Annotated in this window: 22 protein-coding genes; 8 read left to right on the top strand and 14 right to left on the bottom strand. The window is 68.2% G+C overall.

Annotation, left to right across the window (positions count from 1 at the left end; all coding sequences use genetic code 11):
- Complete coding sequence (locus EV138_RS34385; RefSeq protein ID WP_133984327.1) at positions 1–867, top strand: phosphatidylinositol mannoside acyltransferase; 867 nt, start codon at positions 1–3, stop codon at positions 865–867.
- The gene (locus tag EV138_RS34380) at positions 867–1,967 is read left to right on the top strand and encodes a glycosyltransferase family 4 protein (RefSeq protein ID WP_133984325.1); all 1,101 of its coding nucleotides are present in this window, start codon (positions 867–869) and stop codon (positions 1,965–1,967) included. Before EV138_RS34385 ends, EV138_RS34380 begins: the two co-directional genes overlap by 1 nt.
- Here EV138_RS34380 and EV138_RS34375 read toward each other — a convergent pair.
- The 5 genes from EV138_RS34375 to EV138_RS34355 all read right to left on the bottom strand — a co-directional run bounded on the left by EV138_RS34375 (position 1,964) and on the right by EV138_RS34355 (position 5,279).
- Positions 1,964–2,197 (bottom strand): anti-sigma factor family protein, encoded by a 234-nt coding sequence (locus EV138_RS34375; protein WP_133984323.1) that lies wholly within the window; start codon positions 2,195–2,197, stop codon positions 1,964–1,966. The genes EV138_RS34380 and EV138_RS34375 overlap by 4 nt on opposite strands.
- Positions 2,194–2,838, bottom strand: a complete 645-nt coding sequence (locus EV138_RS34370) for an RNA polymerase sigma factor (RefSeq protein ID WP_133984321.1) — start codon at positions 2,836–2,838, stop codon at positions 2,194–2,196. The genes EV138_RS34375 and EV138_RS34370 overlap by 4 nt, the downstream gene beginning before the upstream one ends.
- Before the next feature lie 13 nt (positions 2,839–2,851).
- Positions 2,852–4,105 (bottom strand): MFS transporter, encoded by a 1,254-nt coding sequence (locus EV138_RS34365; RefSeq protein WP_133984319.1) that lies wholly within the window; start codon positions 4,103–4,105, stop codon positions 2,852–2,854.
- Between the two features lie 86 nt (positions 4,106–4,191).
- Positions 4,192–4,596, bottom strand: coding sequence for an HIT family protein (locus EV138_RS34360; protein WP_133984317.1), 405 nt, complete (start codon positions 4,594–4,596; stop codon positions 4,192–4,194).
- Positions 4,597–4,643: 47 nt separating this feature from the next.
- Positions 4,644–5,279: a TetR/AcrR family transcriptional regulator gene (locus EV138_RS34355; RefSeq protein ID WP_133984315.1), complete on the bottom strand. Its 636-nt coding sequence runs from the start codon at positions 5,277–5,279 to the stop codon at positions 4,644–4,646.
- 67 nt (positions 5,280–5,346) lie between these two features.
- On the opposite strand from EV138_RS34355, the gene EV138_RS34350 reads away from it, so the two are divergent.
- Positions 5,347–5,781, top strand: a complete 435-nt coding sequence (locus tag EV138_RS34350; RefSeq protein ID WP_133984313.1) for an ester cyclase — start codon at positions 5,347–5,349, stop codon at positions 5,779–5,781.
- Positions 5,782–5,813: 32 nt separating this feature from the next.
- On the opposite strand, the gene EV138_RS34345 is transcribed toward EV138_RS34350, so the two are convergent.
- Positions 5,814–7,949, bottom strand: a complete 2,136-nt coding sequence (locus EV138_RS34345) for an elongation factor G-like protein EF-G2 (RefSeq protein WP_133984311.1) — start codon at positions 7,947–7,949, stop codon at positions 5,814–5,816.
- A 139-nt stretch (positions 7,950–8,088) separates the two neighbouring features.
- Positions 8,089–9,180, bottom strand: a complete 1,092-nt coding sequence (locus tag EV138_RS34340) for a coiled-coil domain-containing protein (protein WP_202867044.1) — start codon at positions 9,178–9,180, stop codon at positions 8,089–8,091.
- Between the two features lie 147 nt (positions 9,181–9,327).
- On the opposite strand from EV138_RS34340, the gene EV138_RS34335 reads away from it, so the two are divergent.
- The gene (locus EV138_RS34335) at positions 9,328–10,695 is read left to right on the top strand and encodes a tyrosine-type recombinase/integrase (protein WP_238158556.1); all 1,368 of its coding nucleotides are present in this window, start codon (positions 9,328–9,330) and stop codon (positions 10,693–10,695) included.
- 49 nt (positions 10,696–10,744) lie between these two features.
- Entirely contained in the window at positions 10,745–12,652 is a 1,908-nt protein-coding gene (locus tag EV138_RS34330; RefSeq protein WP_133984309.1) for a DUF2207 domain-containing protein, read from the top strand.
- A 57-nt stretch (positions 12,653–12,709) separates the two neighbouring features.
- Here the strand turns inward: EV138_RS34330 and EV138_RS34325 are convergent, their stop codons facing one another.
- The 4 genes from EV138_RS34325 to EV138_RS34310 all read right to left on the bottom strand — a co-directional run bounded on the left by EV138_RS34325 (position 12,710) and on the right by EV138_RS34310 (position 16,743).
- On the bottom strand, positions 12,710–13,237 hold the full coding sequence (locus EV138_RS34325; protein ID WP_133984307.1) for a ferritin: 528 nt from the start codon (positions 13,235–13,237) through the stop codon (positions 12,710–12,712).
- A 63-nt stretch (positions 13,238–13,300) separates the two neighbouring features.
- Complete coding sequence (locus tag EV138_RS34320) at positions 13,301–13,714, bottom strand: hypothetical protein (protein WP_133984305.1); 414 nt, start codon at positions 13,712–13,714, stop codon at positions 13,301–13,303.
- 18 nt (positions 13,715–13,732) lie between these two features.
- Entirely contained in the window at positions 13,733–15,631 is a 1,899-nt protein-coding gene (locus tag EV138_RS34315; RefSeq protein WP_133984303.1) for a DUF2264 domain-containing protein, read from the bottom strand.
- Positions 15,628–16,743, bottom strand: a complete 1,116-nt coding sequence (locus EV138_RS34310) for a hydroxyacid dehydrogenase (RefSeq protein WP_202867043.1) — start codon at positions 16,741–16,743, stop codon at positions 15,628–15,630. Before EV138_RS34310 ends, EV138_RS34315 begins: the two co-directional genes overlap by 4 nt.
- Positions 16,744–16,934: 191 nt before the next feature.
- Between EV138_RS34310 and EV138_RS34305 the strand changes: the two genes are divergently transcribed.
- The 3 genes from EV138_RS34305 to thrS all read left to right on the top strand — a co-directional run bounded on the left by EV138_RS34305 (position 16,935) and on the right by thrS (position 20,147).
- Positions 16,935–17,849, top strand: coding sequence for a proteasome assembly chaperone family protein (locus EV138_RS34305; RefSeq protein WP_133984301.1), 915 nt, complete (start codon positions 16,935–16,937; stop codon positions 17,847–17,849).
- 66 nt (positions 17,850–17,915) lie between these two features.
- The gene (locus tag EV138_RS34300; protein ID WP_133984299.1) at positions 17,916–18,764 is read left to right on the top strand and encodes an acyl-CoA thioesterase; all 849 of its coding nucleotides are present in this window, start codon (positions 17,916–17,918) and stop codon (positions 18,762–18,764) included.
- Between the two features lie 165 nt (positions 18,765–18,929).
- Complete coding sequence (gene thrS / locus EV138_RS34295) at positions 18,930–20,147, top strand: threonine--tRNA ligase (RefSeq protein WP_133984297.1); 1,218 nt, start codon at positions 18,930–18,932, stop codon at positions 20,145–20,147.
- Here the strand turns inward: thrS and EV138_RS34290 are convergent.
- The 3 genes from EV138_RS34290 to EV138_RS34280 form a co-directional block, all read right to left on the bottom strand.
- The gene (locus EV138_RS34290) at positions 20,140–23,010 is read right to left on the bottom strand and encodes a helix-turn-helix transcriptional regulator (RefSeq protein ID WP_133984295.1); all 2,871 of its coding nucleotides are present in this window, start codon (positions 23,008–23,010) and stop codon (positions 20,140–20,142) included. The genes thrS and EV138_RS34290 overlap by 8 nt on opposite strands.
- Before the next feature lie 59 nt (positions 23,011–23,069).
- The gene (locus tag EV138_RS34285; RefSeq protein ID WP_133984293.1) at positions 23,070–23,264 is read right to left on the bottom strand and encodes a hypothetical protein; all 195 of its coding nucleotides are present in this window, start codon (positions 23,262–23,264) and stop codon (positions 23,070–23,072) included.
- 181 nt (positions 23,265–23,445) lie between these two features.
- Complete coding sequence (locus EV138_RS34280; protein WP_133984291.1) at positions 23,446–24,303, bottom strand: MaoC family dehydratase; 858 nt, start codon at positions 24,301–24,303, stop codon at positions 23,446–23,448.

The following is a 24,303-nucleotide window of genomic DNA, read 5'->3' as shown; positions in this document are numbered from 1 at the left end:
GTGGAACGCTTGCGCCAGCGCGCGGTCGACCTGGCGTTCGCGCTCGCCTGGGCCCTGGTACGCCGGTTGCCGGAGTCGGTCGTCACCTGGTTGTTCCACCGGGTCGCCGACTTCGTCGTACGCCGGAACGGTCGTGGGGTTCAGCGGCTTCGCTCGAATCTCGCCGTGGTTCGCCCGGCCGCGACGCCGGCTGAGCTGGACGCGATGACCGCGGCCGGAATGCGGTCGTACCTGCGTTATTGGCAGGAGGCGTTTCGGCTGCCCGAATGGGACGACGAGCGGATCGTCGGCCGGGTCCGGACCGTGAACGAGAAAGTGCTCCGCGACGCGCACACGGCCGGCCGCGGCGTGATCTGCGCGCTTCCGCATCTCGCGAACTACGACCACGCGGGCGCCTGGGCGGGCCGGACCGGGATGCCCGTGTCGACCGTGGCCGAGCGGCTGCGGCCGGAGTCGCTGTTCGACCGGTTCGTCGCGTATCGCAAAAAGCTCGGGATGGAGGTCCTGCCGCTCACCGGCAGCGACGAGCACGTGTTCGGCGTACTGGCCGAGCGCCTTCGTGCCGGTGGCTTCGTCTGCCTGGTGGCCGATCGGGATCTGTCCGAGCGCGGCGTGCCGGTCGACTTCTTCGGCCGGCGGTCGCGGATGCCGGCCGGTCCGGCGGCGCTGAGTGTTCGCACGGGCGCGCCACTGATCCCGGCCACGCTGCACTACGACGGCCCGGAGCTGGTCATCACCTTCCACGAGCCCATCGAGCGTGCCGGTGGCCTGGCCGCGATGACCCAGCGCTGCGCGGACGCCTTCGCCGAGGGGATCGCCGCCCACCCCCAGGACTGGCACATGATGCAACGGATCTTCGTGGACTGATGAGGATCGGCCTGGTCTGCCCGTACTCCCTGGGCACCCCCGGGGGAGTGCAGAACCACGTTCGCGATCTCGCCGAGGCGCTGCTGTCCCGGGGCCACGAGGTCTCCGTGCTGGCACCCGTCGACGACGAGCACCCGGCGCCGCCGTACGTCGTGAGCTCGGGCCACGCCGTCGGCGTTCCGTACAACGGCTCGGTCGCTCGCGTCACCTTCGGCCCTCGTACTGCGGCTCGCGTGCGGGCGTGGCTTGCCGAGGGGGACTTCGATGTCGTCCATGTCCACGAGCCGACCACGCCGAGCGCGTCGATCATCGCCTTGTGGTCGGGCGACGGGCCGTTCGTCGCAACGTTTCACACCTGGCAAGTGCGATCCCGTGCGATGAGCGCCGCGGCCGGATTGCTGCGGCCGGCGCTGGAGAAGATCGACGCCCGGATCGCCGTGTCGGAGAACGCGCGCTCGATGATGGTCCAGCACATCGGCGGCGAGGCCGTGGTGATCCCGAACGGTCTCTATACGGCGCGCTTCAACGGCCGGCCGCGACCGCAGTGGCAGGGCGCCGACGGCACGATCAGCTTCCTCGGCCGGATGGACGAACCGCGCAAGGGACTGGGCGTTCTGCTCGCGGCCGTTCCGCACTTGGTGACCAAGCGGCCGGGCCTGCGTGTCCTGGTCGCCGGTGCGGGACAGGCCGATGACGCGCGGCGATCGCTGCCCGAGTTCTGCCGGGAGAACGTTCTCTTCCTCGGCGCCATCGACGATGCCGCGCGGGCGGACATGTTCGCCGGCTCGGACGTGTACGTCGCTCCGCATCTCGGCGGCGAGAGCTTCGGCATCGTGCTGCTGGAGGCGATGGCGTCCGGAGCCCCGGTGCTGGCGAGCGATCTGGCCGCCTTCCGGCAGGTGCTCGACGGCGGCCGGCTGGGGGAGTTGTTCGAGCCGGGCGATGCCGCCGCACTCGCTCGGTGTGCCTCGCGGCTTCTGGGGTCGCCCGACGAACGGGACAAACTGCGCGCGGCCGGGCGAAACGCCGTACGCAGGTATGACTGGGAAGTGTTGATCGGTGAGCTTGTGGCTGTCTACGAACTGGTCGCGCGGCGCTAGTGCTTTGCGCGGAAGGTGTTGAGGAGGGCTTGCCGGTTCTCCGGAGAGAGCGCTTCCGCGGGGAGCTCGCGGAGGGCGTGCACGGTCTGCCGGACCTGGTCGAGGTAGCGGTCGCAGCCGTCGCACAGGGCGAGGTGGTCGACGAATCGCTGCTCTTCGGCGGGGTCGAGCCCGCCCTCCAGGAACGCGGTCACCTGCTCGACGAACTGCTGACAGTCGAGATCGGTCACGGCTTCGCCTCCTCGTAGTACTCCTCCAGTTTGCCTCGCAGGAAAGCGCGAGCACGGTGCAGCAGGACTCGCTGGTTTCCCGGCGAGATCTCGAGCAGGTCGCAGACCTCGTCCGAGGAGTAGCCCTCGACGTCGCGCAGGACGATCACCGCCCGCTGGCGCTCAGGCAGTTCCACCAGAGCCTGGCTCAGCAGCACCCGGGCCTCGCCTCCCAGCAGGCCTTGCTCGGGTGTCGGCCAGCTCGCCGGGAACTCCCACCAATGCCCTGGATAGGGATCGCCCGGCGGCCGGAATCTGGCCGGGTCGACCGTCGGGCCGCTGTCGTCGGCGCTGCTGCCGGTCTGGATGCTGCTCAGGGGGACGACCTTGTGCTCGCGGACCCCGCGCCGCTTGGCCTGGTTGGTCAGGATCCGGTAGATCCAGGTCTTGAGCGACGACCGTCCCTCGAACCGGTCGATCCCCTCGATCACCGCGAGCCAGGTCTCCTGCACCACCTCGGCGGCGGACTCCTCGGTCGAGACGAACGACCTGGCCAGTCGCAGCATGCCACCGGACCAGCTGTCGAGCACCAACGCGAAAGCGCTCTCTTCGCCGCTCCGCAGCCGGGCGACCAGGACGTCGTCCGGCGGAATCCCTTCCATCGCACCAGAGTAGTCACGCGGCGGTTCGCAGTACCGCGTGTTGCTCGGCCTCGCTAGCGGCGGTTGCCTCGGTTGCTTCGAGAGGCTCGGCCGGCTCGGCGACCGGGCGGGCGACCACCCAGATCAGTCCGGCCCCGGCGAGAGCGGCCGCCGCCGTGATCATCCAGCCGGCCGTGTACACGCCGTACTCGTTGCTCACGGCACCGAACCCGAGGGCGAACGGCAGGAAGAAGATCCAGGAGACCGCGCTGATCCCTGAGGCGACACCGGTCCGGATCGTCGACGGGACCGCGTCGTGCAGCAGGCGGCTGAGGTGGATTCCCGCGATGACGAGCAGCAGGGTGAGCGTGATCATGGCGGCTGTGAGGGCGCCGAGGTTGTGGCTGGTGGTCATCGTCAGGCAGGCCAGCAACATCGCCATCACGACGAGGACGACGTGCGGTGGTTTGTCGAGCCGCAGTCGTCCGGCCAGCAGACCGCCGACCCCGAGTGTGGAGACCAGGCCCGCCCAGAACGGTCCGTACAGCACGGGCGACGCAGAGAGCGCGATCAGCCACAGCGGACCGAACTCGAAGATTGCCTGCAGCAACAATGCCGCCATGACGGATGCCGCGGCGATCGGGATGAGCCGGCCGCGGCGGGTGATCGCGGCGTAGGTGACGTGGAGATGCTCCCGGAGCGGAGAGCGCTCACTCGTTTCATGGAGGTGCGGCTCGCGGAACGCAGCGAGGGCGAGCAGCGAGACGACGACGAACGGCAGGGTGAGGAAATAGGTGAGCCGGGCGCCCGCGCCGGCGGCGATCCAGCCGCCGGCCAGGGCGCTCAGCACGAGGGCGATGCTCTCGATCAGCCGGATCCTGCCGATCTGCCGCTCGTAGGCGGTACTGCCGCCGGTCTCCTCGAGCACGGTGTCGTAGACCATCGCTTCGACGGTGCCCGAGTACATCGCGAAGTAGATGCCGAGCACGAGCGCGGCGACGATGTAGGTGAGCACGTTGTGACTGAGTCCGCCGATCAGCACACTGGCGAACATCGCGACCCCGGCGACGACCAGAACCCCGCGACGCGACCAGCGGTCGGCCAGGATCCCGGAGATCACTTCGACGCCAGGCACCAACGCGGCGTACGCGGCCGCCATCACACCGATCGTCGCCGCATCGAACCCGATCCCGGTCATGAACAACTTCTCGACGGGAACCCAGAACCCGACCCCCTGCAGGAACGCCGCGACCTGCAACGGCACCAACCGCCGTACCAGCTTCGACATGACCACTCCAGGTGCTCGGGAAGTCCTGATGCCCCTGGAGTGTCATGACCGGCCACGGCGTTACAGCCTCGGCTGGACTTTCGGGATCAGCGGAGTTCGGCGGCGGTGGCTGCGATGGCGTCCATGTCACCGGGGGTCGGGTGCCAGGGGAGCTGGAGCGGGTCGTCCTTGTACCGCGGGATGACGTGCAGGTGAGTGTGGAACACGCTCTGCCAGGCCTCGGCGCCGATGCAGCTGAGCAGGTTCGCGCCGTCGGCGTCGAGCCGCTCGATCACGGTTGTCACCAGCGATTGCGCCAGCAGAGTTGCCGCGATGAGATCCTCGGGAGCGCTCTCCCGCAGGTCCTTCGCATGCGCCCGCGGGACGACCAGCAGATGCCCGCGAGTCGCCGGATTGATGTCCATGAACGCGATCGCCCGCTCGTTCTCCGCCACCTGCTGAGAAGGAATGGACCCCGCGACGATGCCACAGAAAAGACAGTTCTCACTCATCCCGTCACCCTAGAGCCCGCGGGGGAGCCAGTGGCAAAGCTGCTGGGTCAGCTCAGCAGGGCGATCAACTGGTGGGCGAGCCAGGTCTCGTACTCGGCCGGGGACCACCCGCGGCGGCGTACCAGCCGGTCGTAGCAATCAGGGGAGTTCAGGGTCCATACCGCGTCGACCAACCGGTGCAGGCTGTCCTCGTCCGCGTGATGCTCCGGAAGGCCGATCCGGTCACGCAGTCCGGTGATCGCGTGGGTCGTCCCGACGTACCGTTCGTGCTCGATGGTCGCCGTGAACTCGAGGAGAGTGGCATCGGTGCCATGCGCCAGCAGCGCACCGAGCAACGGCCCGGCGCGACCGGCGAGGACCCGCACCCAGCCGGCGTACGCCTGGGCGAAGGCGACCCGATCGCCGGCCTCGAACATCGCGTGAAACTCCGGCCGTTCACTCATCGGGACCGCGGCGTCGTCACCGGCCATCAGCTGGTCGTAGACCGCCTTGACGACCGCCGCCTTGTTCCCGACCGAGTTGTAGACCGTCTGCGGGCTGACCCCGGCAGCAGTTGCCAGCGAGGCCACTGTCATGCCCGGATATCCGCCCTGGAGCAGCAGGTCCCGCGCGGTCTCCACGATCGACGCCCTGGTCCGCCGCGCGCCCTCGATGCGAGCGGAGCTGTCGTAGGCCCTTGCCACCTGACCTCCAATTCACTAGATTCCAATTCCACTGGAATCATAGTCCAATCTTTCGAGGAGTCCAGTCATGAACCTCAATCCGGCGCAGGCGGCGGCCCTGCGCGTCTTCGACGCCATCAACTCCGGCGACCTCGACTGCCTGGACGACCTCGTTACCGACGACTTCGTCGACCACGGTTCGCCTTTCCCCTTGCCGCCCGGGCCGGCCGGCTACCGGCAGATCCTCACCTTCGTCACCCAGGTCCTTCGGATCAGGTACGACATCGAGGACGTGTTCTCGACCGAGGATCGGGTCGTACTGCGTGCCGTGGCGCACGGCGTCGGGCGAGACGCCGTCCACGGACCGGGTGCCGAGGGCGGCAGCTACTCGATGACCACCGCCCACATCTACCGCACCGACGGCGCTCGGCTCGCCGAGCACTGGGGCGTTCGCGACGAGTACGGCGCGCGCATCCAGCTCGGCACGATCACCGCACCGGATCCAGTCGCGCTCAGCCGGTAGGTGTTCGTGCCGGCCCCGCGGCACCGATTGGATCAAGCGGAGGATTTGACCCGCGCGGCTGCCGAATCAGGCATGGCTTCGTAGCGGACGAAGGAGCGCGTGAACGACGCAGCGCCATGAGAGAGCGATCTCAGGTCGACGGCGTACCGGGTGATCTCCACCTGCGGCACCTCGGCCTTGACCAAGGTGCGGTTGTCGCCGACTCGCTCGGTACCCAGCAACCGCCCGCGTCGTCCGGACAGATCGCTCATCACCGAGCCGACCAGGTCGTCGGGCACCAGCACCGAGACGAGATCGACGGGCTCGAGCAGATTCACCTTGGTCGCGTTCGCCGCGTCGCGCAGCGCGAGTCCACCCGCCATCTGGAACGCCATGTCCGACGAGTCGACGCTGTGCGCCTTGCCGTCGAGCAACGTGACCCGGATGTTGACCACCGGATACCCGGCGCCGACACCGCGCTCCATCTGCGCCCGCACGCCCTTCTCCACACTCGGGATGAACTGCCGCGGCACCGACCCACCGACCACCTTGTCGACGAACTCGAACTCGACACCGTCCGGCAACGGCTCCACCTCGATGTCGCAGACGGCGTACTGACCATGCCCGCCCGACTGCTTCACGTGCCGCCCGTGCCCCTTCGCCTTGCCGCCGAACGTCTCCCGCAACGGCACCCGAAGCTCCACGGTGTCGACGGTCACGCCGTACCGGTTGGCCAGGGCATCCAGTACGACGTCCGAGTGCGCCTCGCCCATGCACCAGAGCACGATCTGGTGCGTCTCCGGGTTCTGCTCGATCCGCAGCGTCGGATCCTCGGCGGCGAGCCGCTGCAGCCCGACGGACAACTTGTCTTCGTCGGTCTTCGCATGCGCCTGTACGGCGATCGGCAGCAACGGCTCGGGCATGTTCCACGGTTTGAGCAGTAGCGGCTCGGCCTTGTCGGAGAGCGTGTCACCGGTTTCTGCCCGCGTCAGCCGGCCGATCGCGCACAGATCACCCGCGACCACCGTCGAAGCAGGACGCTGCTGTTTGCCCAGCGGGAAGGAGAGCGTGCCGATGCGTTCGTCCTCGTCGTGATCGACATGGGTGTTGCCCTCGCCGAAGAAGGACGTGAAATGGCCCGACACGTGAACCGTCGTGTCGGGCCTGATGGTGCCGGAGAAGACCCGGACCAGGCTGACCCTGCCGACGTACGGGTCCGACGTCGTCTTCACCACCTCGGCGAGCAGCGGCCCGTCCGGGTCACAGGGCAGCTTCTTCTTCGGTACGCCGTGCGGCGAGAACACCTCGGCCACCGGGTGCTCGGTCGGTGAAGGGAACCCACTCGTCGCGACCTCGAGCAGCTCGAGCGTTCCGACGCCTGTGCCGCTGCACACCGGGATGACGGGGAAGAAGGATCCGCGAGCAACCGCTCTCTCGAGATCTTCGATGAGGACGTCCTGGTCGATCTCCTCGCCGCCGAGATACCGGTCCATCAGCGACTCGTCCTCGGACTCCTCGATGATCCCTTCGATCAGGGTGCCACGCTGTTCCTCGATCTGGTCCGCGTACTCCGGGTCGGGATCCCGCGTGGTCCGCTTGCCGCCGTCGTACTGGTACTGGGTCTGCGACAGCAACCCGACCAGCCCGTCACCGGTGGGCAGGTAGAGCGGCAGAACCTTGTCCCCGAAGGTGTTCTGAGCAGCAGAGAGCGCGTTCTGGTAGTTCGCCCGGGCATGGTCGAGTTTGGTGATCACCACGGCGCGGGGCATCCCGACCTGGTCGCATTCCTGCCAGAGTGCCTTGGTCGGTTCGTCCACGGACTCGTTCGCCGGGATCACGAAGAGAGCGCAATCCGCCGCTCTCAATCCGGCCCGGAGCTCACCGACGAAATCGGCGTACCCCGGGGTGTCGATCAGGTTCAGCTTCATCCCGGCGTGCGGGAGCGAGGCGAGTGCCAGGCCGACCGACCGCTGTTGCCGGATCTCCGCGTCGTCGCTGTCGCAGACGGTCGTCCCGTCGAGCACGGATCCCGGTCTGGACAACACCCCGGAGGCGACCAGCAACGCCTCGACGAGGGTGGTCTTGCCGGCACCCGACGGGCCGACCAGGACCACGTTACGAACGGCGGCCGGGCTGTCCGCACTGGGAGCGGCTCCGGCGCCCTGGGAAGTATTCGCCTTGTCTGCCATGACGTTCCTCCTAGTTAAGCCACCATTCCCCCTACCGCCCACCCAGCACAACCCCTGCAGACGTCTGAGCGAGAGACGGTTCCGCCGGATCAGGGCTGACAGGTGGGGCGGGCGTGGTGTGGGCTGAGGAAGGAAGCGCCTAGGGGTGGACCGGGGACGTGTGAGTGGCGACGGCGGTGAGGACTGCTTGGAGGTCGTCCGGGTGGAGACGGTGTGGCGTGTGTTGGGAGGCTTTGAGTTGGTCGAGTTCGGTGGTCAGTCGAGTGACTTCGGCGTGCAGATCGGTGAGTTCTGCGGTGTGCTTGGCGCGAAGACGGGTGAGCTCGGCTGTGTGTTCGGCTTGTAGTTCGCGAGTCCCCTGTTCCGAGCGGGTCTGTTCGTGGGCGGCTTCACGGAGAGCGGTTGCTGCGGCCAGCTGGGCTTGTTCGGCGGTAGCGAGTTTGTCGGTGAGTGCGAGACGCGCTGCGACCTCGTGTGCCTGGGCTGTCTCGGCCGCCCGAGCACGATCGCGTTCCGAGACCAACTCAGCGCGTAGTACCTCGCGCTCTTCGTGAGCGGCATCCCGTTCCGCCGCCGCCCGCTCAGCCAGTACTGCGGTGTCGCGCGCTTCCCGCTCCGCGCTCGCGACCCGTTCCTCGAGCCGCCCGGCAAGAACCTCCGCGGCGCGTTGTGCAGCGACCGCCTGGTCGGCCTCCTGCCGCGCGGCGCCCAGAGCCTCGGTCGCTTGCAGCGCCTGCCGAGCTGCGGCGTTGGCGCGTTCAACAGCCTCAGCACGTTCCTTCGCGGCTCTCTCCGCGCTGGTCGCACTTTGCCGAGCTCGGCTTTCCGCCTGCTCCCGCGCCTCCTCGGCGGCGACTCGGCTGCGCTCAGCCTCGGCCACCTGGCCGTGCGCCGTCTCCACGGCGGCAACCGCAGCCGCCTCCACCTCATCCAGCCGAGCCGTCACCGACGCCAGCGCGGCGGTCAGAGCATCCACCGGCCCGCGTACGGCGTCCAGGTGGTCACGCAGTCGCTCGGCATCCAGCCGGAAGGCGCTGCTGCCGGCATCCAGCCCGAGTGCTCCCAGCGCCTCCCGCTCAGCCCGGGCCATCTGCGAACAAGTCCGTCCGCCCTCCCACCGCGTGTCCCGGCAGAAGCTCCGCGGCCGCCCACCTTGCAGCCCCGGCGCCGGCAACTCGGCCCGGCACTTGCTGTACCCACATCTCCCCGCGTCTTCCCGCCCGATCTCCATACCGCGCAGCCTAGAAGTTAGCGGTTGCAAAACCGCGAAACCGATCCGGCGTTTCCAAAACCAAACCAAAACCCCACGAAACCAGCGTTTCGTGGGCGCGACGGCGCGCCGCCCTGAAACAGCCGAACCAGCAGTGAAACTGACCCGATGAACGACCGCCCAGACAGTGAGCCGATAAGCGACGTGCTGGTTGTGTGGGAGTCGGTGTCTGCGCCCGGCACAGGTGACGAGGTGCCTGCTGCGGGTGCGGGTGCGGGTGCGGGTGACGAGATGCCTGCGCCGGGTGCGAGTGACGGGGAGCCTGACCCCGGCACAGGTGACGGGGTGCCTACACCTGGCGCGGGGGATCAGGTGACGCTGGCCGGCGACGGGAGTTGGCCCGGTGTTGACGACGCAGCGGCGTTTCAGCGGCTCGTGATGGAGTGGCTGACCCAGTACGCGAACCAGGGGACCCGGCAGACCTACGCCTACGCCCTGGGCATACCGCAGGAGTGGGCGGTCTGGAGCCCAACGCAGCCGTCAGACGCGGCAACCAGCCTGGCCGGCGGCGCGGCGGCGGGCGTAGTACGAGCGAAGCCTCCTGCTGCTCAAAGTGGGCTGTTGTATGACCTGGCGTGGTTCAGGTGGTGTGCAGGGCGCGCAATGGACCCGCGCGAAGCCACCGGAGCCCACGTGAAGGCCTGGCTTCACACCCTCGACGCAGCAGGCGCCAGCAAGCGCACCAGACAGCGGATGCTGTCCACCCTCTCCGCGTTCTACGCCTACCTCACAGAAGTTGGCGCAGTCCCAGCAAACCCCGCCGCACTCAACCGCTCCCGACTGGGCCTCAACCGCAGCGCCCGAGACGCGTCGCCCACCATCCGCCTCACCGCAACGCAACTCAAAGCCCTGCTCGACGCAGCGGCGCACCTGCCCAACCGCACTCGTCACCGCAACCTGTACGCCGCCCGCGCGGTAGCCGTCGTCGCTCTGCTGACCCTCGGCCTCCGCGTCTCCGAGTTGGTCGGCCTGGACCGCGACAACCTCATGGTCTCCGGCGGTGAACCCATGCTGCGCGTCCTCGGCAAGGGCGGTGTCCACCGCGAGGTCTACCTCACCGAACTGGCCTCCGCAGCGCTAGAGACCTACCTAGCCGAGCGTGACCGCACAGCCGAAGCCACAGCACCCGCAGTACGAGGCCGTACGAACGCAGCCGTCACCCCGCTCATCGCAACCCGCGACGGCGGCCGGTGCTCCCGCTTCGACATGAACGCGCTGCTGCGGCGAATCGCAGTACAGGCAGGCCCTGCGCTGGCAGACGTAGCCGACCGCATCCACCCGCACGCCCTCCGCCACGCCTACGTCACGATCGCTCTCGAGCAGGAAGCCCGCATCCAGCACATCCAGGCCGACGTCGGCCACGCGAGCATCGCCACCACGCAGTACTACGACCGCAACCGCCGCACTCGTGCCACCACCGCCGCGGACCTCGTCGAAGCCGCGATCCAGGCAGCCTCGCCGACGCCGGAAGACTGAACCGCCCGTCGTGCACCGCTCAGACCCCGCGCCTCGATACTGTCGCCGCATGCGTAGGGGATTCTTCACCGCCGTCTCGGCGGCATTCGCCGGTCTCGTCCTGGCCGGCTTCGCGAGCGCCGCGCCGGCAGCGGCGGCGCCGGCCGGCCAGGCCGACATCGGCGACGTCGTGACCAGCATGAAAATCGGCTACACGGTGAAGTCGGACGGCGTGCTGCACGTCGACGAGACGATCGCCTACCACTTCGGCAGCACCGGCCGGCACGGCATCTTCCGGAACCTGATCACCCGAGAGAAGTACCGCGGCGACGAATCGAAGGACCAGAAGTACGAGATCTCGAACATTGCCGTCACCAGCCCGAGCGGCGCGAGCGACGAGTTCACGACGAAGACCACCAAGTCGAACGGGCAGCGCGACCAGAGCATCCAGATCAAGATCGGCTCGGCCGACGAAACGATCTCCGGTACCGAGGCGACCTACGTCATCTCGTACGACGTCCGCGGGGCGCTCCGGCACTTCAAGGACCACAGCGAGCTCTACTGGGACGCGACGGGCACCGGCTGGGAAGCAGTCCTCCGCAGCGTCACCGTGACCGTGAACGTCCCACAAGGAGTCCAGCAGGTCGACTGCTTCGTCGGTCCACCCGGGTCCACCGAGAACTGCCCGCAGAAGTCGGTCGTGGGCGGGAACGCAGTCTTCGGCGCAGCCAACCTGGACCGGCACGAGCAGTTGACCATCGTCGCCGGGATCAAGCCGGGCGTCGTCAGCAACGACACCCCGATCGTGGTCGACCCGCCGAGTTGGCTCGACCGCCTGGGACTCACGCTGCCCGGCGTGATCGGATCCGGCGCAGTCACCGTCGGTGCGATCGTGGCCGCCGTTGTCTACACGAAGAAGGGGAACCGCGACCAACGCTTCGCCGGGATGCCGCCGGGCACGTTCCCGCCGAGCGGCATGAACGCTCAGCCGGTGAAGGACGACCTCGAGGAGGACCAGATCCCGGTTGCGTTCTCGCCGCCGAGGATCCCGGTCGCCGAGGGTGGCCTGCTGATCGACGCGAAGGCGACCACGACCGAGACCGCGGCGACGCTGATCGATCTCGCGGTCCGCGGCGGCATCCGGATCGACAACACCGGCAACGAGCAGAAGGCGGTGCTGCTGAATCCGGCGGTCGCCACGCTGCCGCACGAGCAGGTGCTGCTCCAGGGACTGTTCCCCTCGCTGCAGCCGGGCGCCGAGATCACCCTCGAACGCCGGCCGGTCGGCGACACCTCCATGCGGCAGGCCCACGACGCGATGATCGCGGCGCTGCGTGAGCAGATCAAGCAACGCCAGTGGTACCTGCGGATGCCGCGGGCCGGCGGTGGTTCCGCTGTCAGCGGCGGCGCCCGGGTCGCCTGTTTCGGCATCCTCGCCACCTGGATCTTCGGTGCGGGCATCGGCGGTACGGCGATCGGTGCCGCGACGGGTGGGCTCGGCCGGGCCCTGAGCGTCGCGATCCCGGTGCTCGCGGTGATCGTTGCCATCGGCATCTGGATCGGCAAACGCGGCCAGGGACAGCGGAACCCGGCCGGTCGCGCGGTCACCGATCAGCTGATCGGATTCCGGACCTATCTCGCGACGGCGGAGGCGGACCAGCTGAAGTTCGAAGAGGGCGAGGACATCTTCAGCAAGTACCTGCCCTGGGCGATCGCCTTCGAACTCGCCGATCGCTGGCAGCGGGTCTGTGCGCAACTGGTCGCCGCCGGGCGGATCCCGCCCGACCCCTACTGGTACGTCGGTCCTTCGTACTACAACTCAGGTTTCGCGGCCGGAAGCATCAGCCAGACCGTCGCCAGCACCTTCGACCCGCCGCCGGCCCCGGCCGGAAGTGGTGGGGGCGGTGGCAGTTCCTCCGGCTTCAGCGGCGGCTCCTCCGGCGGCGGTGGCGGTGGCGGAGGCGGCGGCTCCTGGTAGTCCCCGGGACAGCCGCGTGCGCGATCACGCGGCGGTCCTGAGCACGGTGGGACTCGGTCAGACCGTTCCGCCGGCGGCGGCTGGGGCGGTCGGGTCGGTGGTGTTGGCGCTGGAGACCTCGCGGGCCAGGAAGTCCTCGAGGTGGAACAGATTGTCACCGGCCCGCTTCGCGACGTTGACCAACGTGGTCATCGCGGAGACCTCCTCGACCTGCTCCTTCAGGAACCACTGCATGAACTGCTCGCCGACGTAGTCGCCGTCGTCGCGGGCGGTCCGGGCCAGCGTCTCGATCTGCTTGGTGACCGTGATCTCCTGCTGCAGCGCGAGTTCGAGCGGCTCGAGCGCGGACTTGAAGTCGTTCACCACGTCGCCGACGCCCGGGATCTGCGGGCGGATGTCCATGTCCAGCAGGTACTGGACCATCATCATCGCGTGGTTGCGCTCCTCCAGCGACTGCTTGTAGAAGTGCCCCGCGAGTTGCGGCAGGTCCTGGTCGTCGTACCAGACCGCGACGGCCGTGTACTGCTGGGACGCCGTGAATTCGTTGCGGATCTGTTCTTGAAGGAGTTTCGCGTACGTGCTCATGGCGGCCAATCTAGTGCCCGGCATGAGAAAACTCACCGTTGGCGAGGCTCGCCTAAGGCCGTGTCACGCGACGTTCTGGACGTGCGAGCGGATCGCCGGCAGGTTGCCCAGCGGCGCGAAATACCCCGCGATGCCGTGGTCGAAGGTGATCGCGGCGATGCCCTGCTGCAGCCAGACCGGAGCCTGGACGACGGCGTCGGCCGGCGTGAGCGCGAGCACCAGCACCTCGTCGTCCGGACCGGCCAGACCGTTGTCCACCGCGAAGGTCCGGGCCCGCTCCGCCGATGTGAAAGCCATCAGGAACGGCTGATCGGCGTGCACTCCGACGAACGGCTGCGGGTTGTCCGGCTCACCGCGCTGGACGAACCACCAGCGCTCCAGCGAGAACGTTGCCTTCCACAACTTCTCCTGGTTCGCCGTGCTCGGCTCGGCCGCGACAGCTTCGGCAAGGGTGTCGGTGGTAGTGGCTTCGGTCATAACTCCCACGGTACGACCTCAGCGGTTCCCGAGCCGAACCGTCTCCGTTCCTGAACCGGGCAGTGTGATCGTGATCTCGTGACCGCTCACGACCAGTTCGATGCCGTCCGCAAGCGCCTGCGGAGGGATCGCGTCCCTGGTCAGCAAGACGGCGTACACCAGCACCAGTGGCTCGCCGACGTGGACCGCGGTGAGGTACGGCGTGGCCGAGTGCGGGCCGAACGGGTTCGCACCGAGATCACGATGCACCCCCGACTCGGCGTACCCGTGCAGGCCGACCACCGCCGACATCAGTCCGTCGGCGTTCCGCGCGGACGCCCATCCTTCGCCGACCGTTGCCGAGGGCAAGGAGTCGCTGGCGACCGCGTAACCACCGCTGCGAACGAGCGCACCCGCAGGCCCCTCGACGAGCGAACAGCGGATCTCCCAGCCGCCATGGACGACGGACGCCGTCTCGATCGCCCACGGACCGTCCTCACCCAGCCACGCCTTGTGCCACGAAGCCGCCGAGCGCGCCCCGATGGAGAGCCGCCGGATCCGCCCGCGCACCGAAGTACGGCCCTGCTGGTCGACCAATGCGATCTGGTTGTCGACCCGTGCTGAGGAATCGGTGAGATCGGGCCCGGCGTGGTTCGCGTACGCCAGCCGGTCGTAGTGCGGATCGCCCGCGGGCTCGACGCCGGAAGGCTCGACCGGGGGAGCGTGGTCGGCGCCGTGGTTGACCAGTCGCACCAACTGGTCGTGACGGCTCGCGTGGATCAGCCAGCCCGGCGCTGGCATGGAGCGCACCTGGTCCGCATCGTCGAGCGGCACGCTCTCCTCGGGATCGCTCCACACCGGATGCTCCGGCGGCAGCAGTAGCCCGATGAAACCCTTGCTTGCCCAGTACGGCGAGCCCGGGCCGGAGTACGACTGTGTCGTCGGCAGGAACGTGTCGTACCAGCCGAGCGTGAGCAGCCCGCGCTCGTCAGGCACCCCGTGCTGCACGAAGTGCCGTGCGATCCCGGAGCACAGCCGTCGCGTCTGACCCGGGCTCAGTGGCGACGCGTCGAGGAGTTGCCCCATCCAGTACGGCGTTGCCGCGGCCATCCGATAGGTCAGCGACCGGCCTTGGTAGATCGGCGCGCCGTCGTTGCCGACCAGATGCACCGCGTCGTCGAGGAACAGCTGGAGCCGATCGCGGTAGACCTTGAGCCGATCGTCGTACTCCGTGCCGGGGGTCGCCGCCGCCATCCGGGTCCACAGCCCCGGGTAGAGGTGCATCGCCCAGCCGATGTAGTTGTCGAAGTTCTGCCCGTCGCCGTCGGAGTACCAGCCGTCGCCGACGTACCAGTCCTCGATCCGGTCCAGGCCGCCCTCGATGTCCTCCTTCGAGTACGGCGCGCCCACCGAGGCGAGGAACTGCTCGCTGACGACCTGGAACAGCCGCCAGTTGTTGTCGTGCGTGGTCGACCCGATGAAGCCACCGAGCCACTCGGCCACGTGCTCCTGCGCGCGGGTGTCGAGCCGATCCCAGATCCACTCGCGGGACTCGTGCAGCGCGACCGCGATCGCCGCCGCCTCGACCATCTGCTGGGAGCGCGGGGTGAGGCGCAGCCACGCCTCCGGATGGTCGGGATTCGCCCCGTTGGCGACACCCCGGGCATACCGCTCGATCAGCTTCTCGCACCCTTTGCCGCGGACCCCGGCGATCCGGAACGCGGCGAGCATGAACGAGCGCGCGAAACCCTCCAGTTCGTCGGAATCCGTTCCCGAGCGACTGGGCCGGCCGGGGATGACGAGGCGGGCGGCGCCGGGAGAGGTGTAGGGGACCAGTGAGTCGAGCAGGTGATCCGCGAGTGCCTCCCAGTGGGCCCGGACCCAGCCGGTCTGGCGGGACAGAACGCGGTCGGTGGCGGGGAGCACGAGGCGGGTCATGCGATCCTCCCGAGGTCGGCGGCGGTGATCGTGTGGTGAAGAGGCACGCCGGCCGCGAAGCGTTCCACCTCACCTACCGCCAATTCGCCGAGCCGGGCGACCTCGTTGCCGACGGCACCGGCCAGGTGCGGCGTCAGGAACACGTTCGGCAGGTCGAGCAAAGGCGAGTCCGGCGGCAGCGGCTCCGGGTCGGTGACGTCGAGAACGCCATCGAGACGACCGGATCGGCACTCCTTCTCCAGCGCCGCGGCGTCGATGATTCGGCCGCGTGAGGTGTTGATCAGTACCGAGCCGTCCCTCAGCAGCCCGAGCAGCCGAGCGTCGACCATCCCGACGGTCTCGGGCAGCAGCGGGGCGTGCACGCTCAGGATGTCGCTGCGGCTGAACAGAGCGTCCAGATCAACCAGTTCGGCGCCGAAATCAGCGGCCTCGGCGGCGGTCAGATACGGGTCACTGATCAGTACTTCGAGGTCGAACGCGCGTAGGCGGTCGGCGACCATCCGGCCGATCCGGGAGGCGCCGAGCAGGCCGACCGTGCTGCCGTAGTTGCCGGGCACGAAGCTCGGGTCCGGCTTGCGCCGGGAGTTCTTGTACTCCGCGCTGAGCCGGAACGCCCGCTTGCCGCTCAGGACGATGGTGGCGACGGTGAATTCCGCGACCGGCAGGGCGTTGGCCACGACGGCCGAGGTCACCTGGATGCCGCGGTCGAAGACGGCCGGGTCGACGAAGCTCTTCACCGACCCGGCCGCATGGATGATCGCCTGCAGCTTGGGCGCGGCCGCGAGCACCTCGGGCGTGATCGCCGGGCAGCCCCAGCCGGTCAGCAGCACCTCGGTCTCGGCCAGAGCGTCCCGGATCGCGGGATCGGCGAGGAAGGCGGCGCCCGGACCGACCGGCAGAACGTCGGCGACGCGCTCGAGCCGGGCCCGGACCTGCGGAACCAGCACCCGGACCCGGCTCGACTCGTTCATCGCGAGCATCACAGCGGGCCGGGCAGCGGTCGACTCGCCGGCGGTGGCCGCGGTGGTCGCGGTGGTCGGCGCGGCGGCGGGCCGGCCGGTGGGCGGGCCGGGCTGGGCGGTGGGCAGGGCGGGGTCTGGTTCGGTGCGCACAGGAGCACCCTAGCAAGCGCTTTCCGAAAGCGCTCGTCCTGCCCGCGTCGGACCCGCGCCGGAAAGGGTTTCCGCAACCGCCGGAAAACTTTCCGGCGGCCGGAATTCCTGCCCGCGGCTCGGACGTTGGACCCTGACAGGGCAGGATAGAGACATCCGACCCGCCCGTTGGCCACGAGAAGGAGACGACGATGCTGCGACCGGACGACCTCTACGAGATCGTCGACGAGTCGGTGGCGACCGGCCCGGCGGCCTCGCCGAAGGTGCTGGTGCACTCGCTGGACGGATTCATGGATGCCGGGCAGGCAGGGCGGGTCACCGCCGACCACCTGCTCGAAGTACTGGACAACCGCCTGCTGGCGCGGTTCGACGTCGATCTGCTGCACGACTACCGCGCGCGTCGCCCCGAGGTGACGTTCGCCGAGGACCGCTTCATCGACTACACCCCGCCGCAGCTGTCGCTGCACCTGATGACGGACGACGCCGGGGTCGAGTTCCTCTTGCTGGAGGGTGTCGAGCCCGACAACCACTGGAACCGGTTCGCCGGCGCCGTGCGGCAGCTGATCGAGCGATACAACGTGACGCTGACCGTCGGCGTGCACGGCATCCCGATGGGTGTGCCGCACACCCGGCCGCTCGGCCTGACCTCGCACGCGACCCGGCCGGAGTTGGTGACGCGTTCGAACATCTGGGACGGCGAGATGCGCCTCCCGGCGAGCGCGGCGACCATGCTGCAGGTCCGGCTCGGCGAAGCCGGCAAGGACGCCATGGGCTTCGCGGTGCACGTGCCGCACTACCTTGCGGAGAACCGCTTCCCGGGTGCGGCCCTGGCCCTGGTCCACGCCGTCTCGGCCGCGACCGGCCTGCTGCTTCCCAGCAAGGCCCTTCTCGACGAGGCGGCTGTCACCGGCCGGATGGTCGACGAGCAGGTGGAAGCCTCCGAGGAGGCAGCCGCTGTGGTCAACGCGCTGGAAACCCAGTACGACGCCGCCGCCGGCTCCATCAGCCGCGGCAGTCTCCTGGCCGGCGCGACCCCCTCCGCCGAGGAGCTGGGCGCCGAGGTCGAGCAGTTTCTGGCCGAACTGAACCGCGACGACGGCAACTGAGTACTCGTGACGCAGGTCGGCCGGGCTCCCTGAGGGAGTCCGGCCGATCGTCTGTAAGGATGTGGCATGCCTGAGTCGTTGGAGGATCTGGTCGAGCTGCTCGACCTGGAGAAGCTCGATGCCGATGTCTACCGGGGCCGGCAGCCGCAGACGTCGGCCCAGCGGGTCTTCGGCGGACAGGTGCTCGGCCAGGCGCTGGTGGCGGCCAGCGACACGATCGAGCCCGAGCGGGTCGTGCACTCGCTGCACGGCTACTTCCTGCGGCCGGGCGACACCGCAGTACCGATCGAGTACCAGGTCGAGCGGATCAGGGACGGCAAGTCGTTCAGCAGCCGCCGGGTGGTCGCTTCGCAGCGCGACAGGACGATCTTCTACATGTCGGCGTCGTACCAGCGTCCCGAGCCCGGGCTGGACCACTCCGATCCGATGCCGACCGACCTCGTTCCGCCGGAGGAGGCGCCGACGCTGGCCTCGGTCTTCGAGCAGGCGTCCGGCCGCAAGGCCGAGGACTGGAACAAGGAGTGGGCCGCGCTCGACGTACGGCTGGCAGCGCTCAGCGGGCGGCAGTTCTGGATTCGTGCCGCAGGCAAGCTTCCGGGCGATTCGGCCTTGCATGCTTGCGTTTTGGCGTATGCGAGTGACCTGACGTTGCTCGGGGCAAGCTTGTTGCCACACGGCATCATCATCGGCGACAAGCGGATCCAGCCGGCCTCGCTGGATCACGCGCTCTGGTTCCACCGGCCGTTCCGGGCCGACGAGTGGCTGCTGTACGACCAGGCCTCGCCGTCTGCCTCCGGAGCGCGCGGCTTCGCCACCGGCCGGCTCTTCAGCTCCGACGGCGTGCTGGTCGCCTCGGTCGCGCAGGAGGGCCTGATCCGGCCGGTCGGTCTGGACCTGGAGGAAGAACAGGGTTGACGAACTCTGCTAGCGTTGGAGACATGATCAAGCGCGCAGTGGTGACGACGACGCCGAGGAACGTCCCGGCGCGCTGACAGCTGTCTGTCTCATCGAAGCCCCGGGGCGAGTGCCCCGGGGCTTCGCCATGTGGACACTCGCCTCATCTCTTGAGGAGTTCACATCATGTACGACCACCGCAAACTGGGCCGCGAACTCGGCCTGTTCGACTCCGACCCGCTGATCGGCGCGGGTCTGCCCTACTGGCTCCCGGCCGGTGCCGCCATCCGCCAGTCGCTCGAGCGCTACATCGCCGATGTGGAACGAAGAGCCGGCTATCAGCAGGTCTACTCACCGGTGCTCGGCAAGCGCGAGCTCTACGAGATCTCGGGCCACTGGGCGAAGTACAGCGACGACATGTACCCACCGATGGACATCGGCGAGGAGCAACTCGTACTACGGCCGAGCCTGTGCCCGCATCACGCGCTGATGTACCGATCCCGGTCGCACAGCTACCGGGAACTGCCGCTGCGAATGTCGGAGATCGGCGGGATGTACCGGTCCGAGCGGTCCGGCGTACTGGGTGGGCTCTCGCGGGTGCGCGCGATCCAGCTGAACGACGGGCACATCTTCTGCCGGCTGGACCAGGTGGCGGGGGAGGCGAGCGCGGCGCTCGAACTGATCAACCAGGCCTATCGCGACATGGGGATCAAGGCCTCGCGGTACCTGCTGTCGTTGCCGTCGGAGGATGCGCGCTTCGGTTCCCCGGACAGCAAGTACGTCGGGGATGCCGACAGCTGGGCACGCTCGGCAGCGCTGCTGCGCGACGTACTGGACAACGCAGGGATCGACTACGAGGAGTCGCCTGGCGACGCGGCCTTCTACGGCCCGAAGATCGACATCCAGATCGAGGACTCGGCCGGCCGCGAGTCGTCGCTGTCGACCATCCAGATCGACTTCCACCAGCCGGAACGGTTCGACCTCGACTACATCGGTGCCGACGGCAACAAACACCGCCCGGTGATGGTGCACCGGTCCATCATCGGCAGCATCGAACGAGCCGTGGCCCACCTGGTCGAAGTCCACGGCCCCGCTTTCCCCTCCTGGCTGGCCCCCGTCCAACTCGTCGTCCTCCCCATCTCCTCCGCCGAGGAGAAGGCCGCGGCCGACGTACTACGCCAAGCCGTCGCCCAGGGCATCCGCGCCGAGCTCGCGTACGCCGACGAGGGCAGCCTCAGCGCCCGCATCCGCGAAAACCGCCATGCCCCCTACCTGGCCATCCTCGGCCCTCGCGAAGCCGCCGCCCACCACCTGGCCATCCGCGAACGCTCCGGCGACAAACTCGCCGCGGCTCCCGTCAAGGAGGTGTTGGACCGCATCGCGGCAGAGGTCTCGATCAGCTGAAACTGTCCTGAGCGAAGGAGGCGAACGCGTCGCGATCATGCTGACCCGTCTTGGTCAACAGATTCGCGACGTGCTTCTCCACCGTCCGCGGCGAAATGTGCAACCGCTTGGCAATCGCCTTGTTCGGAATCCGCTGAGCCAGCAACCGCCCGACCTCCAACTCCCGCACGGTCACGCCGAGCTTCCGCAAATCCGGCGGCACCGCCTCGTCCCCCGTACGCCGCTGCCGCACCGGCGCTCCCATACTCCGCAACAACCCCCGACAAGCGCTCGCCACCGCCACGATGTGATTCGCCTGGAAGTACTCCTCAGCCTCCCGAGCCCACACCACCGGCTCACCCCACCCATCGTCGTACGCCGCCTGAATCACCAACCGCAACGCCAAATGCCGCCCCAACGGATAGATCTCCGCCGCCTCCAACGCCGCCGCCGCCGCCCGGGACGCCCCCTCGACATCCCCGTCCCGCCCCAGCAACACCGCATGCGCAAACTGCGTGAACTGCGTATTCCACCGAGTCCGACTGGCACTCCGCTCAGCAACAGCCGAATAATGCTCCCATCCGTTGAGCCCTTCGAGCACCCCCAGCAACAAGATCAGGCCGTTCTTCCCGAAGTCGAGCATGGTGGGATTCTCGAGATCGAGCGCGATCGCCTGGGCGAGTTCTTGGCTCGCCCGGTCGGAGTCCTCCTCGAGGAGCGAGCAGACCGCGCGGGCGAGTCCGAAGGTCGACGGCCGGACGCCTGCTATCAACTGATCTTCGACGGTCAGTAGATCAAGAGCTTTTTCCATTTCAGTACGGTTGCCCTGGTGAGCGGCACTGATGGCCTGGCCGAGGCGGAGAAAGGGCACGGTGCGGCCGAGCCGTAGCCGGATCGCGGTGGTGAGACTCTCGTCGAGCTCCCGCCGGGCGTCGGCAAATTCACAGCGTTGCACCCGCTGGAGTGCCAGTAGATAAGCGGCCTCGTAGGCCAGCGGCAGAGCTCCGATATGCAGTGCACTCTGACGCGCCTCCTCCAGTTCGGAGGTCTGGCCCGTCCGCAGGCACAAGGAGCGGGAGAGGAAGACCTCGGAATAGACACGGAAGATCGGCAACTCGTTGCGGATGGCAATTTCACGTGCTTCTTGGAAGAGCTGGTTGGCTCGGTCATCGTCGCGGTCACGAGTGAGGTAGCCGACCAGTTGGAGGGCATCGCAGGTGACGATCGGTAGGCTGGCGTCCTCTCCTGCCTTCGCAGCGCGCCCGGCCAACTCTGCAGCGACCTGTAGCCGCTCGGGATTCGGGCGACCCAACTCGATGTAGGCACTGATCACGTCGACCTGAGCAGACTCCGCCGCTGCCGGATTCGGTCCAAGCAGCGCCCGAGCACTCACAATCTGCTCCAGAGCACGAGCCTGGTCACCCGCGATGTGCGCTGCGTTCGCGAACTTGGCGTGCAGGACGGCTCGGCGGGCGGGTGAGAGACCGGCCGCCGTGAGTTCCTCGAGCATCTTCTCGAGCGAGGGGATGCGGCTGAAATCGCCGGACTCTGCCACGGCGAGCAGGAGATCTCCGAGCAGATCGGCCCGGTATTCGAGGTCGCCGTTCGGGTCCAGATCGGCACGGACGAGCAAGGTGACGGCAGATTTGACCGCTCCGGCAGCCAGCGCCCGGCGGCCCGCCTCGGCGTACAGGCGGGAGGCGGTTGTGGGTTCGCCTGCGTATTCGCGCAGTTCGGCGGAGCGGGCGCACCATTCCCCCGGAAGTTCTGGATAGAGAGACGCGATGGCATCAGCAACTTGCCTGGAGGACCCAGCACGTTCGCTAGGACTGAGCTCGCTGATCAGTGCCTCGGCCGTCAACGGGTGCCGGAACGCATACCAGTCCGCCGTCGGGCCGTCAGGACGCACGAGCTGAGAGGCGACGCCGGCTTCCACTATTTCCAGGATCTCGTCGTCGGTTGCGCCGGCCGCCTGACGTAGTAGCGGCAATGCGAACCGGTGACCAATTACCGCGGCGGTAGTCAGGATGTTCCGCCCGTTCCGTCCCAGCCGATCGGCGCGGCGGGCGACACTACGAGCGACATTGACCGGTACCGCGAGGCTGGCGGGTTCCTCAAGGCTCTGGCGACCGAGTGCGAAGACCAGTTCCTCGACCACGAACGGATTGCCGGCGCTGTCGGCACTCAGCCGGTCGAGCAGCCAGGCGGGGACGTCGTCGGGATGGACGTCCAGCCGATGTGACGCGAGCAGGTGAATCTGCTCCCGCGTCAACGCTTCTGGTTCGAGGACGGTCGCCGTGCGCCGCTGACCTGCATTGACGGCCAGATCCATTGCAGCACACGCCTCTGCTCTGCAAGCCAGAAGCAGGACGACCGGCGCGGGGCCGAGATTGTCGAGCATGTATTCAACGATTGCCAGGGTCTCTGCGTCGGCATCGTGCAGATCGTCGAGGACGAACAGGCAACCTCGCCGGTCTCCGACGACCGTTAGCAGCCGAATCAATGCCTCGGCGACAACCACTGAGGATCCGACCGTGGAGCCGGTCGCGTTGGATGGGCTCGGGACCAGCCGACCAAGAACGCCGCCGTAGGTGCCGAGCGAACTCAACTCCGGCAGGTTGCCGGCGCGGGAGAGGGCTTGGACAGCCTCGATCAACGGGCGGTAAGGGACGATCGGTCCGATGGTGCTTGCCCGGCCGCGAACCGCGACCATCCCCGCCTCGACCGCTCGATTGATGGCCTCCGTGGCGAGCCTGGTCTTGCCGATCCCAGGCTCGCCGATCAAGAAGATGGCGTTGGCGGTGCCGTTGCGGGCAGCGGTCAAGGCGGCCTGCAGCTGTTCGATCTCCCTGTCCCGCCCTACGATCCGCGCCCCGTCACCCATGCCGCCGTACTGTAGTCGTCAGATCTCGACCACGGCAGGCATCTGCAGGCACAGCACTGTCATAGCCACTTGGTGGTCGGAGTTCCGGTGCTGGTCTGGAGGATGACGTGGAGGGCCGGGCCGGCGACAGCGACGCCGGTCAGGGCGAGAGACCGGACCAGGTAGCGCGGCAGCGCCTGTAGGACCGGTGGGCCGATGGGATCGACCAGGTTGGCGTCGGGGGTGCTGGGCTCGGGGCGGTTAGGTGTGTCCATGACGGTGCTCCACTTCTTCAGGCGGATCGCGCGTGGAGGCACAGCCGGTTCCAGCGGGCCCCCAGCGGACAGGCCGTCCTTCCGGTTGAGGACAGCCTTGGCATCATCATGAACCCAAATCCGCACCAGGACGAGGAATTCCAGCGCGCCGAAGCCGATGCCGCAAACAAGCGTTTTGAACTCAGCGGGGGAGTAGTTGGCCGATCAGGTGGGTGGTGGTGTGGTCTTCGTTGTAGAGGGCGAAGTTTCGGGTGGTGCCGGTGAGGTGGTGGGCGAACTGGACGTGGGCGGGGAGAAGGAGGGGTTTGCGGAAGTCGACGCGGACGGTGAAGGCGTCGGGGAGGGGGGTGGTGCGTTGGATGGAGGCGAGGGCGGCGGCCTTGGCCCACATGCCGTGGGCGATCTGGCGGGGGAATCCGAAGGCCTGGGCGGACAGCTTCCACAGGTGGATGGGATTGCGGTCGCCCGAGGCCGCGGCGTACCGGCGGCCCAGGTTCGCGCGAAGGTCCCAGAACGCGGTGGCGTCCAGTTCGGGGTCGGGTAGCAGGTCGGTGTGCGCGGACGGCGTACCGGCGGATCGGCTGAGCAGGGTGGTCGAGTCCGTCCACACCACCTCGTCCTCGACGCTGACCGAGCTCAGGATGTCGAACACGGTCCCCTTGGGATGCGGGCGTTCCGGGCTGCTGTGCACGTGGATCGACAGTTCGGCGTGCATCGGGATCGGCTTGAGCTGAGTGATCGTGTTGGACAGGTGCACGATCCCCATCGGCTTGTACGGGAACGACGGGTCCGACATGAGATCCAGGTGCAGCGGGAACGCGAGCACATGCGGATACGTGACCGGCAGGGCCGGACCCGCGCTGAACCCGGTCACCTCCCGGTACGCCGTGAGGTGGTCCTGGTCGACCAGGGTGCGCGGGAGTTCGAGTACCAGGCCGTCCGTGTCGGGCTCGTACTCCGCCTTGCGGAGCGTCGCCTTCACCGTCCGGGCGTAGAGCGACCCGAATCCGGGCGAATCGTCGTACCGGCGGGTCGGCAT

The organism is Kribbella voronezhensis, from assembly GCF_004365175.1.
Classification (GTDB): Bacteria; Actinomycetota; Actinomycetes; order Propionibacteriales; family Kribbellaceae; genus Kribbella; species Kribbella voronezhensis.
The sequence above is the reverse complement of the archived record's forward strand: the minus strand, read 5'-3'. Positions and strand labels throughout refer to the sequence as shown.